The sequence below is a fragment of the Paraburkholderia monticola genome, from assembly GCF_001580545.1.
In the GTDB taxonomy this organism is placed as follows: Bacteria; Pseudomonadota; Gammaproteobacteria; order Burkholderiales; family Burkholderiaceae; genus Paraburkholderia; species Paraburkholderia monticola.
In genome coordinates, this window is record NZ_LRBG01000039.1 from 308209 (window position 1) to 325794 (window position 17586).

A 17586-nucleotide genomic window follows, 5' to 3' on the forward strand; every position below is an offset into this window, starting at 1 on the left:
CTTTACACCCTATGCAAAAATTACTGCGTGTCTGTCTTTTCATTTTGCTGCTTGCCGGCATGGCGCCTGGCTTCGCCGCCGCGCCGCAAGCTGTCCACACCAGCTCCGCCCAACCGGCGTCCGATGCGGTCAGCCTGACGCCCCAGCAGGCCCGCGACGCGCTCGACGTACTGAACGATCCGCACCGCCGCGCGCAAGTCGCCGATACGCTGCAGGCGATCGCCGCGGCCGGCGCGTTGAGCGCGCCACCCGCTTCGGCGCCGGCGCCGGCGGCAGCGTCGGCGCCCGCCGCGGCGAGCGGCGCGGCCGCGCTCGTGCCGGACGCGTTCAAATCCAATGGTCTCGCCTCGCAGATCGCGCGCCAGGGCGCGCATTACGTCGCGCATCTGACGACCTCGCTGCGCGGTTCGATCGCCGCACTGCTCGACGTCACGTCGGTGCGCGCCTGGTGGCACTGGCAAGTTAGCAATCCGCACGCGCGCATGGAGCTGTTCAAGGTATTGGGGTCGCTGCTGGCCGCGTTGATCCCCGCACTGGTGCTCGAATGGCTGGCGCGCCGGCTGCTCCGACGTGTCTATCGGGCAATCGCCGCGCGGCGCGAAGCCGTGCTGCCAGACGACAACGACGAGGCACCGCCACCCCCACGTGCCGGCGCCGCCGCGCCGACCAGCACCCCGCCGCTGCCCCCGATGACATCGTTGCCGCCGGCGCTCGAAGCGGAAGCGCAGGCCGTCGCAACCGGCCCGGCCGCACCGTACGCGACGCCATCCGAGAAAGGCCGCGCGATCGAAGCCGAAGGCAAGCGCAATGCGACGCATCACTGGACGCTACTGCAGCGTCTGCCGCGCGCATTGCTGATCACGCTGCTGCGGCTCGTGCCGATCGCGGTGTTCGTCGCCGCGGCGAGCGCGCTGATGTCGATCTTCACCGACGACGGCACGCCGCAGGACCGCGCGCTCGATTCACTGATCGACGTCTACGTGGTATGCCGCTGCGTCGTGATCGTCGCCGCGTTCTTCCTGCAACCGAACGCACCGCGTCTGCGGCTGCTGCGCATGGGCGATGCGTGGGCCACGTACGTGTTCGACTGGATCGTGCGGATCGTCGGCGTGGTCGGCGCCGGCGTCGCGCTCGCCGAGCTCGCACAGGCGCTCGGGATGAACGACGCAGCGCATCTCGCGTTGCTGAAAGTGGTCACGCTCGTCGGTCACGTGATGATCTCGATCCTCGTGCTGCGCTGCGCGAAGCCGGTCGCCAACCGGATCCGCAGGCGCTTCTCCGCGCACGAGTCGCTGGAGATGTTCGGCGGCGTGCTCGCCGACGCATGGGCGTGGTTCACCGTGGCGATCGTGATGGCGCTGTGGTTCGTGTGGGCCTTCGACGTGCGCAACGGCTATCACGCGCTCGTGCATATCGGCGGTACGACGCTCGCGGTCCTGATCGGCGCGCGGCTCGTGTCGATCGTGATCTTCGGTGGGCTCGCGCGCATCTTCAATGTGCAGGACGAGGAGCAGCGCTCGCTCGTGCATCAGCACGCCTACCGCTACTACCCGCTGCTGCGGCGCGGGGTGAGCTGGATCCTCGGCATCATCACGGCGCTCGTGCTGCTGCAGGCGTGGGGCGTCGACGTGGTCGATCTGTTTCGCAGCGGCACGATCGGTCACCGGCTCGCGTCGGCGCTCGCGACGATCGCCGTGGCCGCGATCGTCGCGCTGGTGGTGTGGGAGGTCGTCAACGTATCGGCCGAGCGACGCCTCGACAACTGGACGAGCCGCGGCGATCTGGTGCGCGCCGCGCGCCTGCGCACGCTGATGCCGATGCTGCGCAGCGCGCTGTTCGTCGTGATCGCGCTGATCGTCGTGCTGACCGGCTTGAGCGAACTCGGCGTGAACATCGGGCCGTTGCTCGCGGGCGCCAGCATCTTCGGCGTCGCGCTCGGCTTCGGCTCGCAGAAGCTGGTGCAGGACTTCATCACCGGCATCTTCCTGCTGATGGAAAACGCGATGCAGGTCGGCGACTGGGTCACGCTCGCGGGCGTCTCGGGCACCGTCGAATATCTGTCGATCCGCACCGTGCGGCTGCGCGGCGGCGACGGCTCGTTGTTTACCGTGCCGTTCAGTTCGGTGTCGACGGTGAACAACACGAATCGCGGCATCGGCAACGCGGCGGTGCGCGTGAATATCGTGTTCGGTCAGGACGTCGAGCGCGCGATCGACACGCTGAAGGAAATCGGCACATCGCTGCGCGCCGACGACAAGTTCAAGGACGGCATCCTGTCGGACTTCTCGTTCTGGGGCGTCGATGCGGTCGACGGCTCGGCGGTCACGCTGGCCGGCCAGATGCAATGCCGCGACACGGCGCGCTGGGGCGTGCAGCGCGAATTCAACCGGCGCATCCTCGAGCGCTTCAGCGAGCTCGGCATCGAGATCGCCAATCCGCAGCGGCATCTGCTCACGTGGGATCCGGCGAGCAAGGCCAGGTTCGACGCAGCCGTGCCGCGCGCGCCCCACGCTGAACACCCGGATGGCGACGCCTCGCACAAGGGCGACGCGCCGCTCGACGATCAGATCCCGGTCGATCCGAGCCCGGCCGGCGGCCCCGGCACGCCCACCAATCCAGGCGCGACTTCGCCACACGTGTGATGCGCCGCGCGCGGCGCGCGTGAAGGTTCGCCAGCGCGAAGCAACGCTAGTGAAGCAGCGCTAGCGAACCTGCCACCAGCGCGGCAACAGACGCCGCACTTCCGGCCGGCGAAAGCGGTCGTCGATCAGATGCACGACGCCGCGGTCCTCCTCGGTGCGGATCACGCGCCCGGCCGCCTGCACGACTTTCTGCAAACCCGGATACAGGTACATATAGTCGTAGCCGTTGCCGAAGCGCGCATCGAGCGTGCGGCGCATCTGCTCGTTGACGTCGTTGATCTGCGGCAGACCGAGCGTCGCGACGAACGCGCCGATCAGCTGCTGGCCGGTCAGATCGATTCCTTCCGAAAACGCGCCGCCGAGCACCGCGAAGCCGATCCCCTGATTCATCGTCCGGAAGCGCGCGAGAAACGCGTCGCGCGCCGCTTCGTCCATGCCGGGCTCCTGCGTCCACACCGGCAAGCCGGGGTACCGCTCGCGCAGCAGCGCGACCACGCGCTGCAGATAGTCGAAGCTGCTGAGGAACCCCAGGTAATTGCCGGGCTGCGTGTCGTACTGCTTCGCGATCAGCTCGACGATCGGTGCAAGCGAGCGCTCGCGGTCGCGCCAGCGTGTCGACACATGAGCGGCCACATGAACCTGCAACTGTTCCGCGCGAAACGGCCCTTCCACGTCGAGCCAGGCTGTGTCGTCGGCGAGCCCCAGCGTGTCGCGATAGAAATGCTGCGGATTCAGCGTGCCCGAGAACATCACCGTGGTACGCGCGGCCGCATAGCGCGGCGCGAGGAACGGTGCGGGGATCACGTTGCGCACGCAGAGCGTCGCGCTGGTTGGGTCGCGCGGCGCATGGCGGTCGGTGCCTAATGTCACGTCGAACATCGAATGCTCGCCGAACTGTTCGGCGAGCGCGACGAAGTGCATCGCGTCGAAGAAAAACCGCAGCGCGTGTTCGTCGATCGACAACGGCGCGTCGGCGAGCTGATCCGTGACCGCGCCGATCAGATTCTGCGCGGCGGCGAGCAGCTTGCCCGGCACCTCCGTGTAGACCTGATAGCTGGCCGTCTGCGCGCGCTTCACCGCACTCCATTCGCGCTGCAAGCGTTCGAGCGGCCGCTTCAGCGCCGCGGGCGCGCTCTTGCGCACGAGCCGGAACGCGCTTTGATCCAGCGACGCGGTGTACATGCGACGCGCGCGCTCGAGCAGGTTATGCGCTTCGTCGACCAGCACGCCGACGCGCCACTGGTTGATCTGCGTTAGCGCATGCAGCATCGCACTGGCGTCGTAGTAGTAGTTGTAGTCGCCGACGATCACATCGGCCCAGCGCGCCAGCTCCTGCGCCAGATAGTACGGACAGATGTCGTGCGCGAGCGCGGCCTCGCGCACCGCCGCGCGATGGAGCCGCGACGTCGCCAGCGCGGCGGCGCGCGCTGCCGCGAGACGATCGTAGAAGCCGCGCGCGAGCGGACAGGACTCGCCATTGCAGGCTTTGTCCGGATGCTCGCAGGCTTTGTCGCGTGCCACGAGTTCGAGCGTTCGCAACGGCAACGGCGTCGCCCGCTGGAGCGAGTCGATCGCATCGAGCGCCAGCGCGCGACCCGGGGTCTTGGCGGTCAGAAAGAACACCCGATCGAGCCGGTCCTCGCCGCAGGCCTTCAGCAGCGGAAAAATCGTCGCCAGCGTTTTGCCGATGCCGGTCGGCGCCTGCGCCATCAGGGGCTTGCCGTCGCGCGCCGCGCGATAGACGGCTACCGCGAGCTCGCGCTGCCCGCGACGAAACTGTCCGTACGGAAACTGCAACGCGACGAGCGCCGCGTTACGCGCGACGCGATGCGCGTCTTCCTGCACGGCCCAATCGAGAAATCGCTCGCACTGCTCGACGAAGAACGCTTCGAGTTCGCGTGCGCTGTGCTGCTGCGTCAGCACCGTTTCCTTCTGACTGCCGATATCGAAGTACACCAGCGCAACCGTCAGCTCGGCGAGCCCGCGCGCCTGGCACAGCAGATGACCGTACACGAGCGCCTGCGCCCAATGCAGCACGCGATGATTCGCGGGCATGCGCGCGAGATCGCCGCGGTAGGTCTTCACTTCTTCGAGCCGGTTCGCGATCGGGTCGTAGCCGTCCGCGCGGCCACGCACGGTCAGGCTGCGATGCGTGCCCGTCAGCGTGACTTCGGTTTCGTAGCCGCTCGTGCGACGGCCGGCCACCATCTGATGACCTGCGATGCCTTCGAGCGACGTCGGCGCTGGCGTAAAGCGCAGATCGAGATCGCCGCGCCGCGCGGTGAATTCGCACATCGCCCGCACGGCCACGATGTAGCTCATACGACGCGCTCCGCTTCGGCTGGCGTCGTGACGTCCGCTTCGGTCTCGGCCTCTTGCCCGGCCCAGCGCACATCGACCACCCGCACCGGCATGCCGTGCTGCGCGCAATACGCGAGCCAGCGGATCTGGTTGTCCTGCAGACGATCGCCGGGGCCTTTCACCTCGATCAATTCATAGCGACGCTCGGCCGGCCAGAACCGGATCAAATCGGGCAAGCCCGAACGATTACCGCGAACGTCGCGCAGCAAGCGCTCGAACCACAGCTTCAGATGCGCGGCGGGCAAACAGTCGAGCGCGAGCGCGACGAGCTCGGGCGTCAGCAGTCCCCAGAACACGAAGGGCGACTGCATGCCGGCCTTCTCATGCAGTCGCCGGAAAATCGTCTCGCGATAGACACCGCTGTCGAGCTGCGCGAAGCACGCGGCGAACTGCGAGGCGCGACGCGCGTGAAAATCCGGCGCGTGCAGATCGGCCGGCCCGCGCTGGAACGGATGAAAAAACGCGCCGGGCAGTGCCGCAAAAACCGGCTCCCAGCACAGCAGGCCGAACAGCGAGTTGATCAGCGCGTTCTCGACGTAGTGGACCGGCGCGGCCTCGCTGCTCAGATGATCGCGCACCACGTATTCAACGGCCACCGGCGTGTCGGGCTTCGGCAGCACCAGCGTGCCGCGCTCGACAGGCCGTGCCGCTGGCGCGCGCGACACCGGCCCGCCGCATTTGCGCCGCAGACGCGGCAACATCCGGGCGACGCGCTGCGCTTCCTCCTCGCTCTCAGGCGCGGCGGCGGCCTGCGAGGCAAGCGCGAGCGCTTCGCTGTAACGCTCGCTGCGCTCGAGCACGCGCATAAGCCGATGCCGCGCGCCCGGCCACGCGCACGCGTCGTACACCGCGAGCGCGGTGCTCCACTGCGCGCGCCGCTCGCAATCCTGGCCGATCCGGAACAGCAGTTTCGCGCGACGTGTTTCGAGCCACGGGTTCGCGGTGTCGATCGAGCGGACGGTCGCGATCAAATCGTGCAGGGTGGACGGGTCGTCGTCGACCGGTATTGATTCGAGCGCTTCGCGGCAGGCATGCAGCGCGAGATACACATCGACGTCCGGGCGTTGCTGAAACGCTCGCGACGACGGTCCGAACGCGACCTTTTCGTACTGGAACACGCCAAGATCGGCGAGCACGAACTCCGACCAGTCCTGATGCAGATTGCCGAAGAACATCAGCCGCAAGCGATCGCACAACGGCGCGATCGCGACGCGCAGCACGCGGTCCGTCGTGGCGCGATGCCAGGCCGCGAGCGGACGTGACGTGGAAGCAGTTGCATCGCTGCTTTCAGTGTTGTAAAGCGCGCGTAGCGATTCGAGCAGTTCCGGTTTGCGCAATGCCTTCGCGCCGGGAATCCGCGCGATCGCATCAGCGAACATGTCGAGCAATTGCGCGCGCGTGCTGAGCGCGAACAGATCATCGAGAGATAGCGGCGGCTCGGTGTCGATCCAGCGATGCACCGCGATCGGCATCGCCGCCTGCAACGGGCAGCCGATTTCGTCATAAACGAGGCGGCTCGTGCGAAACAGCATGCCTTTGCGCATCAGCATGCGCACCAGCAAGGCACGCGATGCCTGTGGCAATTGCGCGAAACCCTTGAGAAATGCGTGTTCTTCGTCGTCGAGCAGATCGTCGTAACGCGCGGCGAGCCACGCTAGTGCGCGCTCGAAATTCAGCAGGTAGTAAGGGGCCTCAGAGCGGATCTCTGGGCGAGCATCGGTTGCCACGGGCGGTTTGCGGGACCTGTATGTTTATACAGTGATGATAGCAAAGTCCGCTGCGGCAACCGGTGCACCTCAGCCCGCGAGCCAAACGACCGTCAGCGAGCGCACGCCCTGCGCGCCGCGAATCAGGACACCTTCGATGTCGGCGGTGGCCGAAGGGCCGGTCACGAGCGCCGCATACCGCGCGCTGCGAAAATCGTCGCGTCGATAGACGTCTTGCAACCCATCCAGCAATTGCGCCGGATCGAGCAGCACGACCAGATGCTGGACGATATAGCCCAACGCATTGACCACGTATTCGCGCTCGCTGAACCACACGGAGCCGGTTTCGGCGACGCCAAAGCGCGCTCGCACCACACCGACGTCGACTTCTTGCAGCGATGCGGGGTCGGTGTCCGGGTCGATCGCCCGCGTGCCCGGCACTTCCTCGCTCGCCGAGGCAATCGATGCCGCCGCGCCAAAACGCTCGCGAATCAGCTCGCTGACCTCGCTCGCGCTTGCCGCTTCGACGCAAGTGCCACCCATCGTCTGCAACGCAGCCGTGAAACGCGCGCGCAGATCGCCGCCGACCGAATCGAACAGCGGCACGTCGGGACGGGACCGACCGGCCGGTTGCGCGGCGCGTACTTTGGCGAGAAAAGCCTCACGCGTTGTCATCACCGCCTCCGCGATTCTTCTTGTACCAGGCATGAAAAGTCAGCTTCGGTGCGTCCGGCAGTTCGCGTTGCCGCCCCCAGATATTCAAAGGGTTGTACAGCACGAAATTCGGCAGCCGCCGCAACGCACTGCCCATCGACGCCACCGTCGCGCGATACAAGGTCGGACTCGAGAGCAAACGCCCCGCCATCTTCAGCACTTCCTGTTTGACGAACGGCACTTCGTGTTGCTCGGCAATCACCGCGCGCCATTTGTAGATCTGCTCGTGAATGTTGATCTTCACCGGACACACGTTCGTGCAGCTGCCGTTGAGCGTCGACGCGAACGGCAAAGCGCTATAGCGTTTCAGATCGTAAGTCGGATTGATGATCGCGCCGATCGGCCCCGAATAGGTACCGCCATATGAGAGGCCGCCGCTGCGCCGATACACCGGACAGGTATTCATGCACGCGCCGCAGCGTATGCATTTGAGCGAGTACCAGAAGTCCTCCATCGCGAGCCGTTCGGAGCGGCCATGATCGACGAGGATGAAATGCATCTCGGTGCCCGGCCGCGGCGCGCGAAAATGCGACGTGTACTGTGTGATCGGCGAACCCAATGCGCTGCGCGACAACATGCGCACGAACACGCCGAGATCGGCCACCTTCGGAATCAGCTTCTCGATCCCGATCGACGCGATATGCAGCGGCGGCACGTTCGCCGACAGATCCGCATTGCCCTCGTTGGTGCAGACGACGACCGTGCCGGTTTCCGCCACCGCGAAGTTACAGCCGGTCATGCCAGCCGTTTTCTCGCGCACGAAATACGGGCGCGTATGCATGCGCTGACTTTCGGCGAGGTAGTGAATATCGCTGTTCGTCGGATCGGTGCCGATGGTGCGGCCGAACAGTTCGGCCACATCCGCGCGCAGCTTGTGCACGGCCGGCACGACCATATGACTCGGGTCCTGATGATCGAGCTGCTGGATGCGCTCGCCGAGGTCCGTCTCCATCACCGTGATGCCGCGCGGCTCCAGATAGTCGCGCATGCGGCATTCATCGGTCAGCATCGACTTGCTCTTCACGAGCGTCGTCATGCCGCGCTCGGACATCAGCTGGTGGACGATCGCGTTGTGCTCTTCCGCAGTCGCGGCCCAATGCACGACCACGCCATTGGCCTCGGCCGCGGTTGCGAACTGCTCCAGGTAGTCGGCCAGATGCGACAGCGTGTGTTCCTTGATGCCCGACGCGAGCGAGCGCATCGTCTCCCATTCGGCAATGCCGTGCGCCTGCGCGTCGCGCTTCTCGCGCAGATCCCACAGACGCTTGTCGTGAAACGCGACGTGCTCGGTCTTGCCGAGGAAAGAACCCGCCGCTTTGGCGTGATCGACGCGGGGCTCGTGGCGGCTCATGCGCGCGCTCCGTTGAGAACCTGCGCGATGTGAATGAAGCGCGCGTCGGCCTTCATGCGTTCCGCGCAACCCTGCTGGTGCATCAGGCACGACATGTCGCCCGAAACGATGTACTCGGCGCCGGCGTTCAGATGGTCGCGCACCTTGTCCTGCCCCATGCGCACCGACACCGCCTCCTCGGTGACCGAGAACGTGCCGCCGAAACCGCAGCATTCGTCGGGCCTCGCCGGCTTGACGAACTCGATGCCCTTTACGCCTTCGAGCAACGTGCGCGGCTTCGAAAACGGCGTGCCGGCGATTTCCGACGCCGACGCTTCCTTCAGATGACGCATCATGCTGCAACTGGTGTGCAGACCGACGCGATGCGGAAACTCGGCCCACGGAAATTCGCGCGCGCCGACCACGTCGTGCAGAAACTCGACGAGCTCGTAAGCGCTCGCGCGCACCTTCTTCACTTCGTCGGTCTGTTCGAGCGCCGTCAAATGCTCGCGCACGTGATGAATACAGCTCGCGGACGGTCCGACGATGTAGTCGTAACCCGCGAAGTTGTGCGCGAACAGCCGCTCGGTCGCGGCCGCGTCCGCATGCGCGCCGCTATTGGCCATCGGCTGGCCGCAGCAGGTCTGCTGCTGCGGATAGTCGACCTCGATGCCGAAACGTTCGAGCAGTTCGAGCGTCGCGATGCCGACCTCGGGATAAAACGCGTCGATGAAGCACGGGATAAACAGCGCGACTTTCATAGGCCCTTCAGGAAAAGCGGCGGGGACGATGCCAGATTGACCGATTCCGGCCTTCTGGCCGTCTTGGTCATGTTGGTCTGACCAAGACTATAAAAAAGTCCACGGGCGGTGTCAATTCGGACAGCCACGCGAGTCGAAGCAGGAAAAATCAGGAAATCACGGCGGCCGACGGCTTCGTCGCATCGTCGTTGTAAATCTCGCGCACGAAGGCCAGATGCCGCTCGGCGGCCTTGCGCGCCTTCGGCGCATCGCGTGCGACGACGGCGTCGTAAATCGCCTGGTGCTGGCTCATCAACTGCTTTTCCATCGCGTCGTCGTAATCGATCAACCGATGATACTGGCGCATGCCCTCGCGAATCAGCGTATGAATGCCGTGCATCACATGCGCCAGCGCGACGTTGTGCGTGGAGTCGGCGATCGCGAGATGAAACGCGGCATCGAGTTCGGCGAGATTCGCACGATCGCGCGACAGCGATGCAGCCTTCAGCGCCTCGAACGCCGCGCGGATTTTCTTCAGATCGGTCGCGGTTGCGCGCTGCGCGGCGTAGACCGTCGAGATCGCTTCGAGCCCCTGGCGCAACTCCAGAATGTCGGCGCTGGTACGCGGATTCTGCAGCAGCAGTTCGGCAAGCGGCTTCGAGATGATCGGCGCGGTCACGTCGACCACCGTAAAGCCGCCCCGCCCCGACGTTTCGATGTAACCGTCCGCCTCCAGCCGGATCAGCGCTTCGCGCAGCGACGGCCGCGACACGCCGAGTTGCGCCGCGAGGTCGCGCTCGGCCGGCAGCCGGTCGCCGGGCATCAGCGTGCCCTCCGAGATCAGTTGCTTGACCTGATCGGAGACGACGTCGGAAATGCGCTTGCGCGCGAAGGATGGAATCGGGGTGAATGGCATAGGCAGCAAACGATGAAGCCGGTTGACGCAGCGCGCGGCTACGCCACGGTGCGTGAAATTATACCGTTCGACACCGTGCGTCGATGCGCCGATCTCAACGCGGCTGCGCCGTATAAAAGCTCACGAGATCACGCTTCATCGCATGCAGCGCGGCATCGTCGAGATAGACCATGTGGCCGGTCGGATAGTAGGCGATGCGCACGTTCTCGCGTAGCGGGCCGTCGAGGCCGAGATGCGCGAGCGCATATTCGGTCGCATAGAACGGCGTGGCGAGATCGAAGTAGCCGTTCAACGACAGCACCCGCAACTGCGGATTCTGCCGCATCGCTTCAGCCAGATCGCCGCCCGCGTAGGGCAACTCCAGCCGTTCGCCCCACCATTCACGATGCTTCCAGTCCCATTGCTTCAGCGCGTCGTCGCTGAACACCAGGTAACGGTCGGTCGGCGTGTAGTGCAGATCGTCCGCCAGATGCTGATGAAGCGCCGCATTGAACGCATTCGACACGCTGCTCACCGAGGCATCGAAGTCGGGATCCTCCTCCGCATCGTCGTAATTCAGGCCTTCGAAACGTGCATCGTAGCGGCCCATGCTGCGCGACTCGTTGCGCAGCAACTCGTTGCGAAACCGCGACGGATAAAGACGCAGACGGTTGCGCTTCACGAAGCCCACGTCGAGCCCGGTGAAGTACGCAATGCGTGCGGCAATCGCGTCGCGCTGCTCGTCGGGCAGCGCATCGCCCTGCGCGAGCGCCTGCGCATAGGGTCCGCGCGCGAATGCGCGCGCGTCGTCGAGAAAGGCCGGCAGGCTCGCGGGCTTCGGCGTGACCTTGTCGTGATACCACGCGATCGCCGCGAAGCTCGGCAGATAACTCTCGCTCTTGAAATCGAGTCCTGGCGAGAACGCCGCGGAATTGAGCACCGACGACAGCAGGATCACGCCATTCAGCGCGATATTGTTCTGTCCCAACTGGTAGGCGAGCATCGCGGCGCGCGCGGTGCCATACGATTCGCCGAGCAGATACTTCGGCGAATTCCAGCGCTGATTCACCGTCAGATAGCGGTCGATGAATTGCGCAAACGCGCTGACGTCCTGATCGACGCCCCAGAAATCCTTGCCCGTGCCATGTCCGACCGGTCTCGACAGGCCCGCGCCGACCGCGTCGATGAACACGAGGTCGGTGGTGTCGAGCAGGCTGTCGGGGTTGTCTTCGAGCGTGTACGGCGCGGGCGGCGTGCCGGCGGGGCTCGCGGTGCGCACGCGCTTCGGGCCGACCGAGCCCATCATCAGGAACACGCTGCCTGCGCCCGGGCCGCCGTTGAACAGAAACGTAATGGGACGCGTCGCGGGCGTTTTGGTGGGCACCGTGTACGCGACATAGAACACGCTCGCGTTGGCCGCACCGCTCTTGTCGTGCAGCAGCAGATTGCCGGCGCTCGCCGTGTAGTCCAGCTTACGGCCATTCAGGCGAAGCGAATGCGTGGTGACGCTGGTGGTTTCAGGCGGCACCGGGATCGCGGGCGTCGACGCATTGCGTGGCTTGCCCGCCGCCTCGGCGGAGTCCGGTGCATTCGATCCAGCCTGCGCATCGCCACGCGAAGCCGTCCGCTTGCGGGGCTCGCCGTTCGGGCGTGCCGGCGTCGGGTGCGGCTCGCGCGCATCGCCCACTGGCGACGCGTTCGCCTCTGATCCTTGCCGTGGCACGACGGCCGCCGATGCGGCCGTGTCGGCGCTTTCCGCGGCGTCCGTACTTTCCGCGGCGTTCGACGCATCCGCCTGCTCTGCGGCCATACACCGCTCACCGAACGGCGCCACCGTGAAGACAAAAAGCGTCACCGTCAGCGCGGCGGCCGGTAATCCCGCTGTCAGGAAGCGCCGCCACGCAGGGAAGAAGCGAAGGATCATGAAGTTGTCCGCAACGAGTCGAAAAACGCGCTGGAATCCGGCAATTGGGGTTCGAGAGCAAACCCGGCGCTCGATTCTTGACGCAAGTTTGCGCGACGTCAACCGCCGGCGCCGTTGCGCGCCCAACATTACAAACGGCTTGTTGCGCGGCGTGGCGCACCCGTGCGCAGTCATGGCAGAATCGACAGCGCCTTCGTCGCCTTGTCGAGAATACCCAATGGACCAACTGGTACTGGATGCATTCGACGCTGCCGCGCTGATCCCCGGCTTCAGTGCGCCGCAACTGCCGCACGAACTGCCGGACCGCCCGACCCTCGACGCCGCCGATCACGCCATGCGGCACTGGACGAGCACGGTCAATGGCCCGCTGACGCCTGGCTCCGACGTCCACCGACGCGAAATGTGCCGCATGTTTCGCGAGACCTTCAATCCTTATCGACCGTCGGTACTCGCCTGGCCGCCGCTCGAAGCGGCGACGCTCAAGCGCATCGTCGAACTGCCGATCTGGGACATCGCCGTGCAAACCGAAGGCAGGGCGCGGCTGCGCATGGCCGCCTACGCGGCGACGCGAGACGACCCCGACTTGCGCGACGCGCTCGCGCTGAACGCCTGGGAAGAAAACCGCCACAAGGAAGTGCTGTCGCGCATGGTGCACGCGTATGGCATCGCGCTCGCGAGCGAACCGCCTTACGTCTATCCGACAGACACCGAACGGGCTTACCTCGTGACGGGCTATAGCGAATGTATCGACAGCTTCTTCGCGTTCGGCCTGTTCGAGGTGGCGCGGCGCTCGGGCCTCTTCCCGCCTGAACTCACCGAGACGTTCGAGCCGGTGATGCAGGAAGAGTGCCGCCATATTCTGCTGTTCGCGAACTGGGTCGCCTGGCATCGCGCGCGGCTGTCCTGGTGGCAGCGCATTCGCTTCGAGATCAAGGTAGTGGGCGTGTGGGCGTTTCTGGTTTGGGAGCGTATCGGGCTCGCGCGTGCGATGGATGCCGAGGGCAACGTTCACGAGCACGACAACAATTTCACGGTCAACGGCGCGCAGTCGGTTTCGGATGCCGATATCAGCGTGCCGGAACTGATGCAACTGTGTCTGCAGGAGAACGATCGGCGTTTTGCGGGGTATGACTCGCGGCTGTTGCGGCCCGAAACGATGCCATGGCTCGTGCGCTTCGGATTGAAATTCGTGCGCAAGAGAAAATAAGCCGCGCCGCTGTTTCGAGCATTGCGAATCGCCGATCGACGCTCGAAGCGGTACCCGATGAACGCGACTGGCGCGGGAGTCATGCGCCGGTCAGGTTGACGCCATGCTGCTTGCGTAAGCTATGAGCGAACGACAAGGAGCGCGCAATGGAGTCATTCCCGCTGTTCGTCATCGGCTCACCGAGATCCGGAACGACCTTTCTCTGTTCCGTGCTGAACGCGCATCCTCTGATCGAGCTGACCAACGAGTGCCGCGTCTTTGCGTTGCTGAAGGACTTTCTGGAGGTCGGCTGCCATCGCCCCGATCTGCTCGGCGAGACGTCGCGCGAGCGCTTCTGCGCATTCGGTCGTCGGACGCTGGGCGGGTGGGTCGAGCGCTTCTATCGCGAGGAGCTGAAGATCGGCGCGCCGATCTGGGGCGACAAGCATCCCTCGTATGCCGACCCCACGGTGCTGTCAGGCCGCACGGGTTCGATCGAACGACTGCCGCGCTCGGGCTCCTGTCTGCGTCTGATACGCGAGTTGCTGCCGCAGGCGCGCTTCATTCATATCCATCGCGATCCTCGCCAGGTCGCCAACTCGCTCGTGCACAAGCGTTGGACCGGATCGATCGAAGACGGCATCCGCGTGTGGGGGCAATACGTCGGCGAGATCAACGCATTCTTCGAAGAGATACCGGCGACTCAGGCGCTGACCGTTTCCTATCGGAAGGTCATCGAAGAACCGCGGGAGACGGCGGCCAGCATCGGGCAGTTTCTCGGCCTCGCGGATGCATCGCCGATCAGCGACTTCCTGATCTCGCAACGCCATTCACCGACACCGTTCAGCGATCCGGTGACCGATATCGGTGATCTTTATCTGGTTCCCGATACGGCCGCGAGCGACGACACGCTGCTCGCTCTCGCGGAAACGCATGCGCGACGGCTTGGCTATGCGGCGGCTTGAGCGGTCGACGTAACCCGGACAAGCCCGAGTGGCAGATGACGCTGTCGCCTGAAAACCTCATGCACCGAGCCCGGACGACTCACCGCCCCCTCAATCCTTCCGCCCCTCCACGAACCGCGCAATCCTCTCGCACGCCTCGATCAGCCGCGCCTCGCCCACCACGAGCCCCAGCCTGACGAATCCCTTCGCGGTATCCCCGAACGCGCTCGCGTCGAGCACAGCCACGCCTTGCGCGCGAAACAGCTGCCACGTGAACTCGGTCGTATCGAGCCCGGTCCCGCTGACGTCGACCATCACGAACATGCCCGCCTCGGGCAACAGGCACCGCAAGCCGGGCACGCGATGCAAGCGCTCGTACACGACGTCGCGCCGCCGCCGATAGATCTCGCGAATATCGGCGACGATGTCCGCCCTGTTCTCCAAGGCTGTCAACGCCGCCTGCTGGATAAAACCCGGCAGGCCGTACAGCATCGCGAGCGCGAGCCGCGCCATATGCTCGATCAGCGTTGCGGGTCCGATCGCCCAGCCGACGCGCCACCCCGCCATCGCGTGCGACTTCGACAGGCTGCCGAGCGTGACGGTACGCCCAGCCATGCCGGGCAGCGAGGCGATGCTCACGTGGTCGCGCTCGAACGTGAGTTCCGCGTAGACCTCGTCGGACAGCACCCACAGGTCGTGCTCGCGCGCGAGCCGCGCGATGCGCTCGAGATCGGCGCGCTGCATCACGACGCCGGTTGGGTTGCACGGCGTCGCGAAGAAGATCGCCTTGGTGCGCGGCGTGATCGCCGCTTCGAGCGCGTCGCAGTCGACGTGAAACGCGCGCGCCGCATCGACCGGCACCGCGACGAGCGTCGCGCCCGCCGCACGCACGCAGGCCTCGTAGGTCAGATACATCGGCTCAGGGACGATCACTTCATCGCCCGCTTCGAGCAGGCACAGCGACACCGCGAACACGCCGTTCTGCGCGCCAGCGGTGAGCACCACGTTGGCGGCACTCACGTCGCAGCCCGTCGTGCACGCGTGCTGCGCGGCGATCGCCGCGCGCAGCGGCTCTCGGCCGGCCATCGCCGTGTAGTGCGTATCGCCGGCGCGCAAGGCGTCGATGGCGCGCTCGACGATCGGCGCGGGCGTCGCGAACTCCGGATCGCCGACGCTCAGCACGATGACATCTTCGCCGTTCGCGGCCGCCTGCTGCGCGACACGATGAATTTCCCACGCCGACGTGCGCCGCCCTTGCAGCCGCTCGACCAGACTCGAATACTTCATTGCGCTCACCCGTTGTTGTGCTGATCCGGCCTTGATTCGCTCCGGGATCGACTTCCATTCGACCCGCCAATGTAATGGCACGCCGACGAAACGTCCAGATACGAAAAAGGGTCATGCGACCCGACCACCTCGCATGACCCTAAGGGCAAAGCAATGCTATTTTGAGTTGCGGCCGTGTTTCGAACCCCCGTTAAAAACTTTGGTGCGTCAAAGCTGGCGGCGCAATTCCGCGGGCGGCACCTTCATCAGATGCCGGTATTTCGCCACCGTGCGCCGCGCGACCAGCACGCCCTGATCGGCGAGCATCTTCGCGAGCGTCACGTCCGACAGCGGATCGCGCGTGTTCTCCGCGGCGATCATCTCCTTGAGCAGTGCGCGCACGGCGGCGGCCGAGCAGGTCCCGCCGCTCTCGGTGCCGAGCTCGCGCGGGAAGAAGTGCTTGAACTCGAAGATGCCGCGCGGTGTCGCCATGTATTTGTTGCCCGTAGCGCGCGAGATCGTCGATTCGTGCAGGCCGAGTTCGTCCGCGACGTCGCGCAGCACCATCGGCTTCAGCGCGATTTCGCCGTACTGGAAGAAGGCCTTCTGATGCGTGACGATGCATTCGGCGACGCGCTGAATCGTATCGAAGCGCTGTTGCGCGTTGCGGATCAGCCAGCGCGCTTCCTGCAACTGCTGCGCGAGCGGCGAGCGGCTCGCGCCGGCCGATTGCGCGAACAGTTGCGCATACATGCGATGGATGCGCGCCCTGGGCTGCACCGCCGGATTGATCGACACGACCCACTTGTTGCGCGCCTGACGCACGATCACGTCGGGCACCACGTAGTTATCTTCGGCACGGCCGTAGCAATTGCCCGGCTTCGGATCGAGCTTGCGCACGAGCGCGCAGGCCACGCGCAATTCGTCCGCGCTGCAACCGATCTGCTTTTGCAGCTCAGCCTGCTCGCGGCGCGCGAGACGCTCCAGATGATGCTCGACGATCTGCCGCGCGACGTCGCGCCCCGGTGTATCGGCGGGCAGCGCATTGATCTGCAATGCAAGACACTCAGACAGCGAACGCGCGCCGAGCCCCGGACGATCCAGCGACTGCACGAGACGCAACGCCACCAGCAGTTCTTCCTCGCTCAACTCGGGTTCGAGATCGACGCTGTCGGCCAGGTCGGCGAGCGATTGCCGCAGATAGCCGTCGTCGTCGAGCGCCTCGATGATGAAGCGCGCCACCGCGCGATCGCGGTCGTCGAGCCGGTACAGGCGCAGCGCGTCGTGCAGTTGCTCGCGCAACGTCGGCTGCGAGCGGGCCCAATCGGCCGGGTCGCTGCCGTCCGCGTCGCCGTTCTGGCGGGCTGAGCCGCGTGAGCCGTAGTCGCCGGAGAAGTCGGCGGGCATATCGTCCTGGCTCGCGCCCTCGAGCGAATCCGCGCTGGCGCCTTCGGCTGACGACGACCCGTCCGGTTCGGTGGGCGCCAACGTATCGGCGGCGGGCAGTGCACCGGCTTCTTCGCCCGACGTCGTGCCGGCGAGCGCGACGTCCTCCGTCTCCGACGAGTCGTATTCAAGGAACGGATTGGTATCGAGTGCCGTGCGCAATTCCTGCTGGAACTCGAGAGCCGACAATTGCAGGAGACGCACCGACTGCTGAAGACGCGGCGTGAGTGCAAGAGACTGCCTTGTGCGTAGTTCGATTGAAGGCATTTGGAGTAGATCCCGTTCGTTAGTAGCCAGACATTGAATGAGGCGAGTTTTCACTCACCAATGCAACGTCCGTACCAGCTCACGCAAAGCGCTGTTTTGATTGTGGTTTGTCGATTCAGGCCCACGAATTGCGCGGGCCGCCGGCGTCGTTTTTTACAAAGAGCA

12 protein-coding genes are annotated in these 17586 nt (G+C 65.4%); 3 read left to right on the forward strand and 9 right to left on the reverse strand.

The annotated features are described in order from the left end of the window. Positions 1–11: 11 nt before the first annotated feature. Positions 12–2642, forward strand: coding sequence for a mechanosensitive ion channel domain-containing protein (locus CI15_RS32465; protein ID WP_062137030.1), 2631 nt, complete (start codon positions 12–14; stop codon positions 2640–2642). 60 nt (positions 2643–2702) lie between these two features. Here the strand turns inward: CI15_RS32465 and CI15_RS32470 are convergent, their stop codons facing one another. From CI15_RS32470 to CI15_RS32500, 7 genes are all read right to left on the reverse strand, one after another. Next, positions 2703–4964 (reverse strand): ATP-dependent DNA helicase, encoded by a 2262-nt coding sequence (locus CI15_RS32470; protein ID WP_062137033.1) that lies wholly within the window; start codon positions 4962–4964, stop codon positions 2703–2705. Further along, positions 4961–6730 (reverse strand): VRR-NUC domain-containing protein, encoded by a 1770-nt coding sequence (locus CI15_RS32475; protein ID WP_062137036.1) that lies wholly within the window; start codon positions 6728–6730, stop codon positions 4961–4963. Before CI15_RS32475 ends, CI15_RS32470 begins: the two co-directional genes overlap by 4 nt. 69 nt (positions 6731–6799) lie before the next feature. Continuing rightward, a complete protein-coding gene (locus CI15_RS32480) occupies positions 6800–7384 on the reverse strand; it encodes a LutC/YkgG family protein (protein WP_062137039.1) in 585 nt (194 codons plus the stop codon). Beyond that, on the reverse strand, positions 7371–8774 hold the full coding sequence (locus CI15_RS32485) for a lactate utilization protein B (protein WP_062137042.1): 1404 nt from the start codon (positions 8772–8774) through the stop codon (positions 7371–7373). Before CI15_RS32485 ends, CI15_RS32480 begins: the two co-directional genes overlap by 14 nt. Then, a complete protein-coding gene (locus CI15_RS32490; RefSeq protein WP_062137045.1) occupies positions 8771–9514 on the reverse strand; it encodes a (Fe-S)-binding protein in 744 nt (247 codons plus the stop codon). The genes CI15_RS32485 and CI15_RS32490 overlap by 4 nt, the downstream gene beginning before the upstream one ends. A gap of 148 nt (positions 9515–9662) precedes the next feature. Continuing rightward, positions 9663–10409, reverse strand: a complete 747-nt coding sequence (locus CI15_RS32495; RefSeq protein ID WP_062137048.1) for a FadR/GntR family transcriptional regulator — start codon at positions 10407–10409, stop codon at positions 9663–9665. Between the two features lie 94 nt (positions 10410–10503). Beyond that, the gene (locus tag CI15_RS32500; protein WP_062137051.1) at positions 10504–12312 is read right to left on the reverse strand and encodes a S10 family serine carboxypeptidase-like protein; all 1809 of its coding nucleotides are present in this window, start codon (positions 12310–12312) and stop codon (positions 10504–10506) included. Between the two features lie 217 nt (positions 12313–12529). Between CI15_RS32500 and CI15_RS32505 the strand changes: the two genes are divergently transcribed. Together CI15_RS32505 and CI15_RS32510 are read left to right on the forward strand one after the other, a co-directional pair. Next, positions 12530–13519 carry a hypothetical protein gene (locus tag CI15_RS32505; RefSeq protein WP_062137054.1) on the forward strand — a complete coding sequence of 330 codons (990 nt, stop codon included), beginning with the start codon at positions 12530–12532 and terminating at the stop codon, positions 13517–13519. Between the two features lie 146 nt (positions 13520–13665). Next, positions 13666–14463, forward strand: a complete 798-nt coding sequence (locus CI15_RS32510; RefSeq protein ID WP_062137057.1) for a sulfotransferase family protein — start codon at positions 13666–13668, stop codon at positions 14461–14463. A gap of 90 nt (positions 14464–14553) precedes the next feature. Here CI15_RS32510 and CI15_RS32515 read toward each other — a convergent pair whose 3' ends face one another. Beyond that, complete coding sequence (locus tag CI15_RS32515; RefSeq protein WP_062137060.1) at positions 14554–15729, reverse strand: pyridoxal phosphate-dependent aminotransferase; 1176 nt, start codon at positions 15727–15729, stop codon at positions 14554–14556. Positions 15730–15936: 207 nt separating this feature from the next. Then, positions 15937–17421 (reverse strand): RNA polymerase factor sigma-54, encoded by a 1485-nt coding sequence (locus CI15_RS32520; protein WP_062137062.1) that lies wholly within the window; start codon positions 17419–17421, stop codon positions 15937–15939. Positions 17422–17586 lie beyond the last annotated feature (165 nt).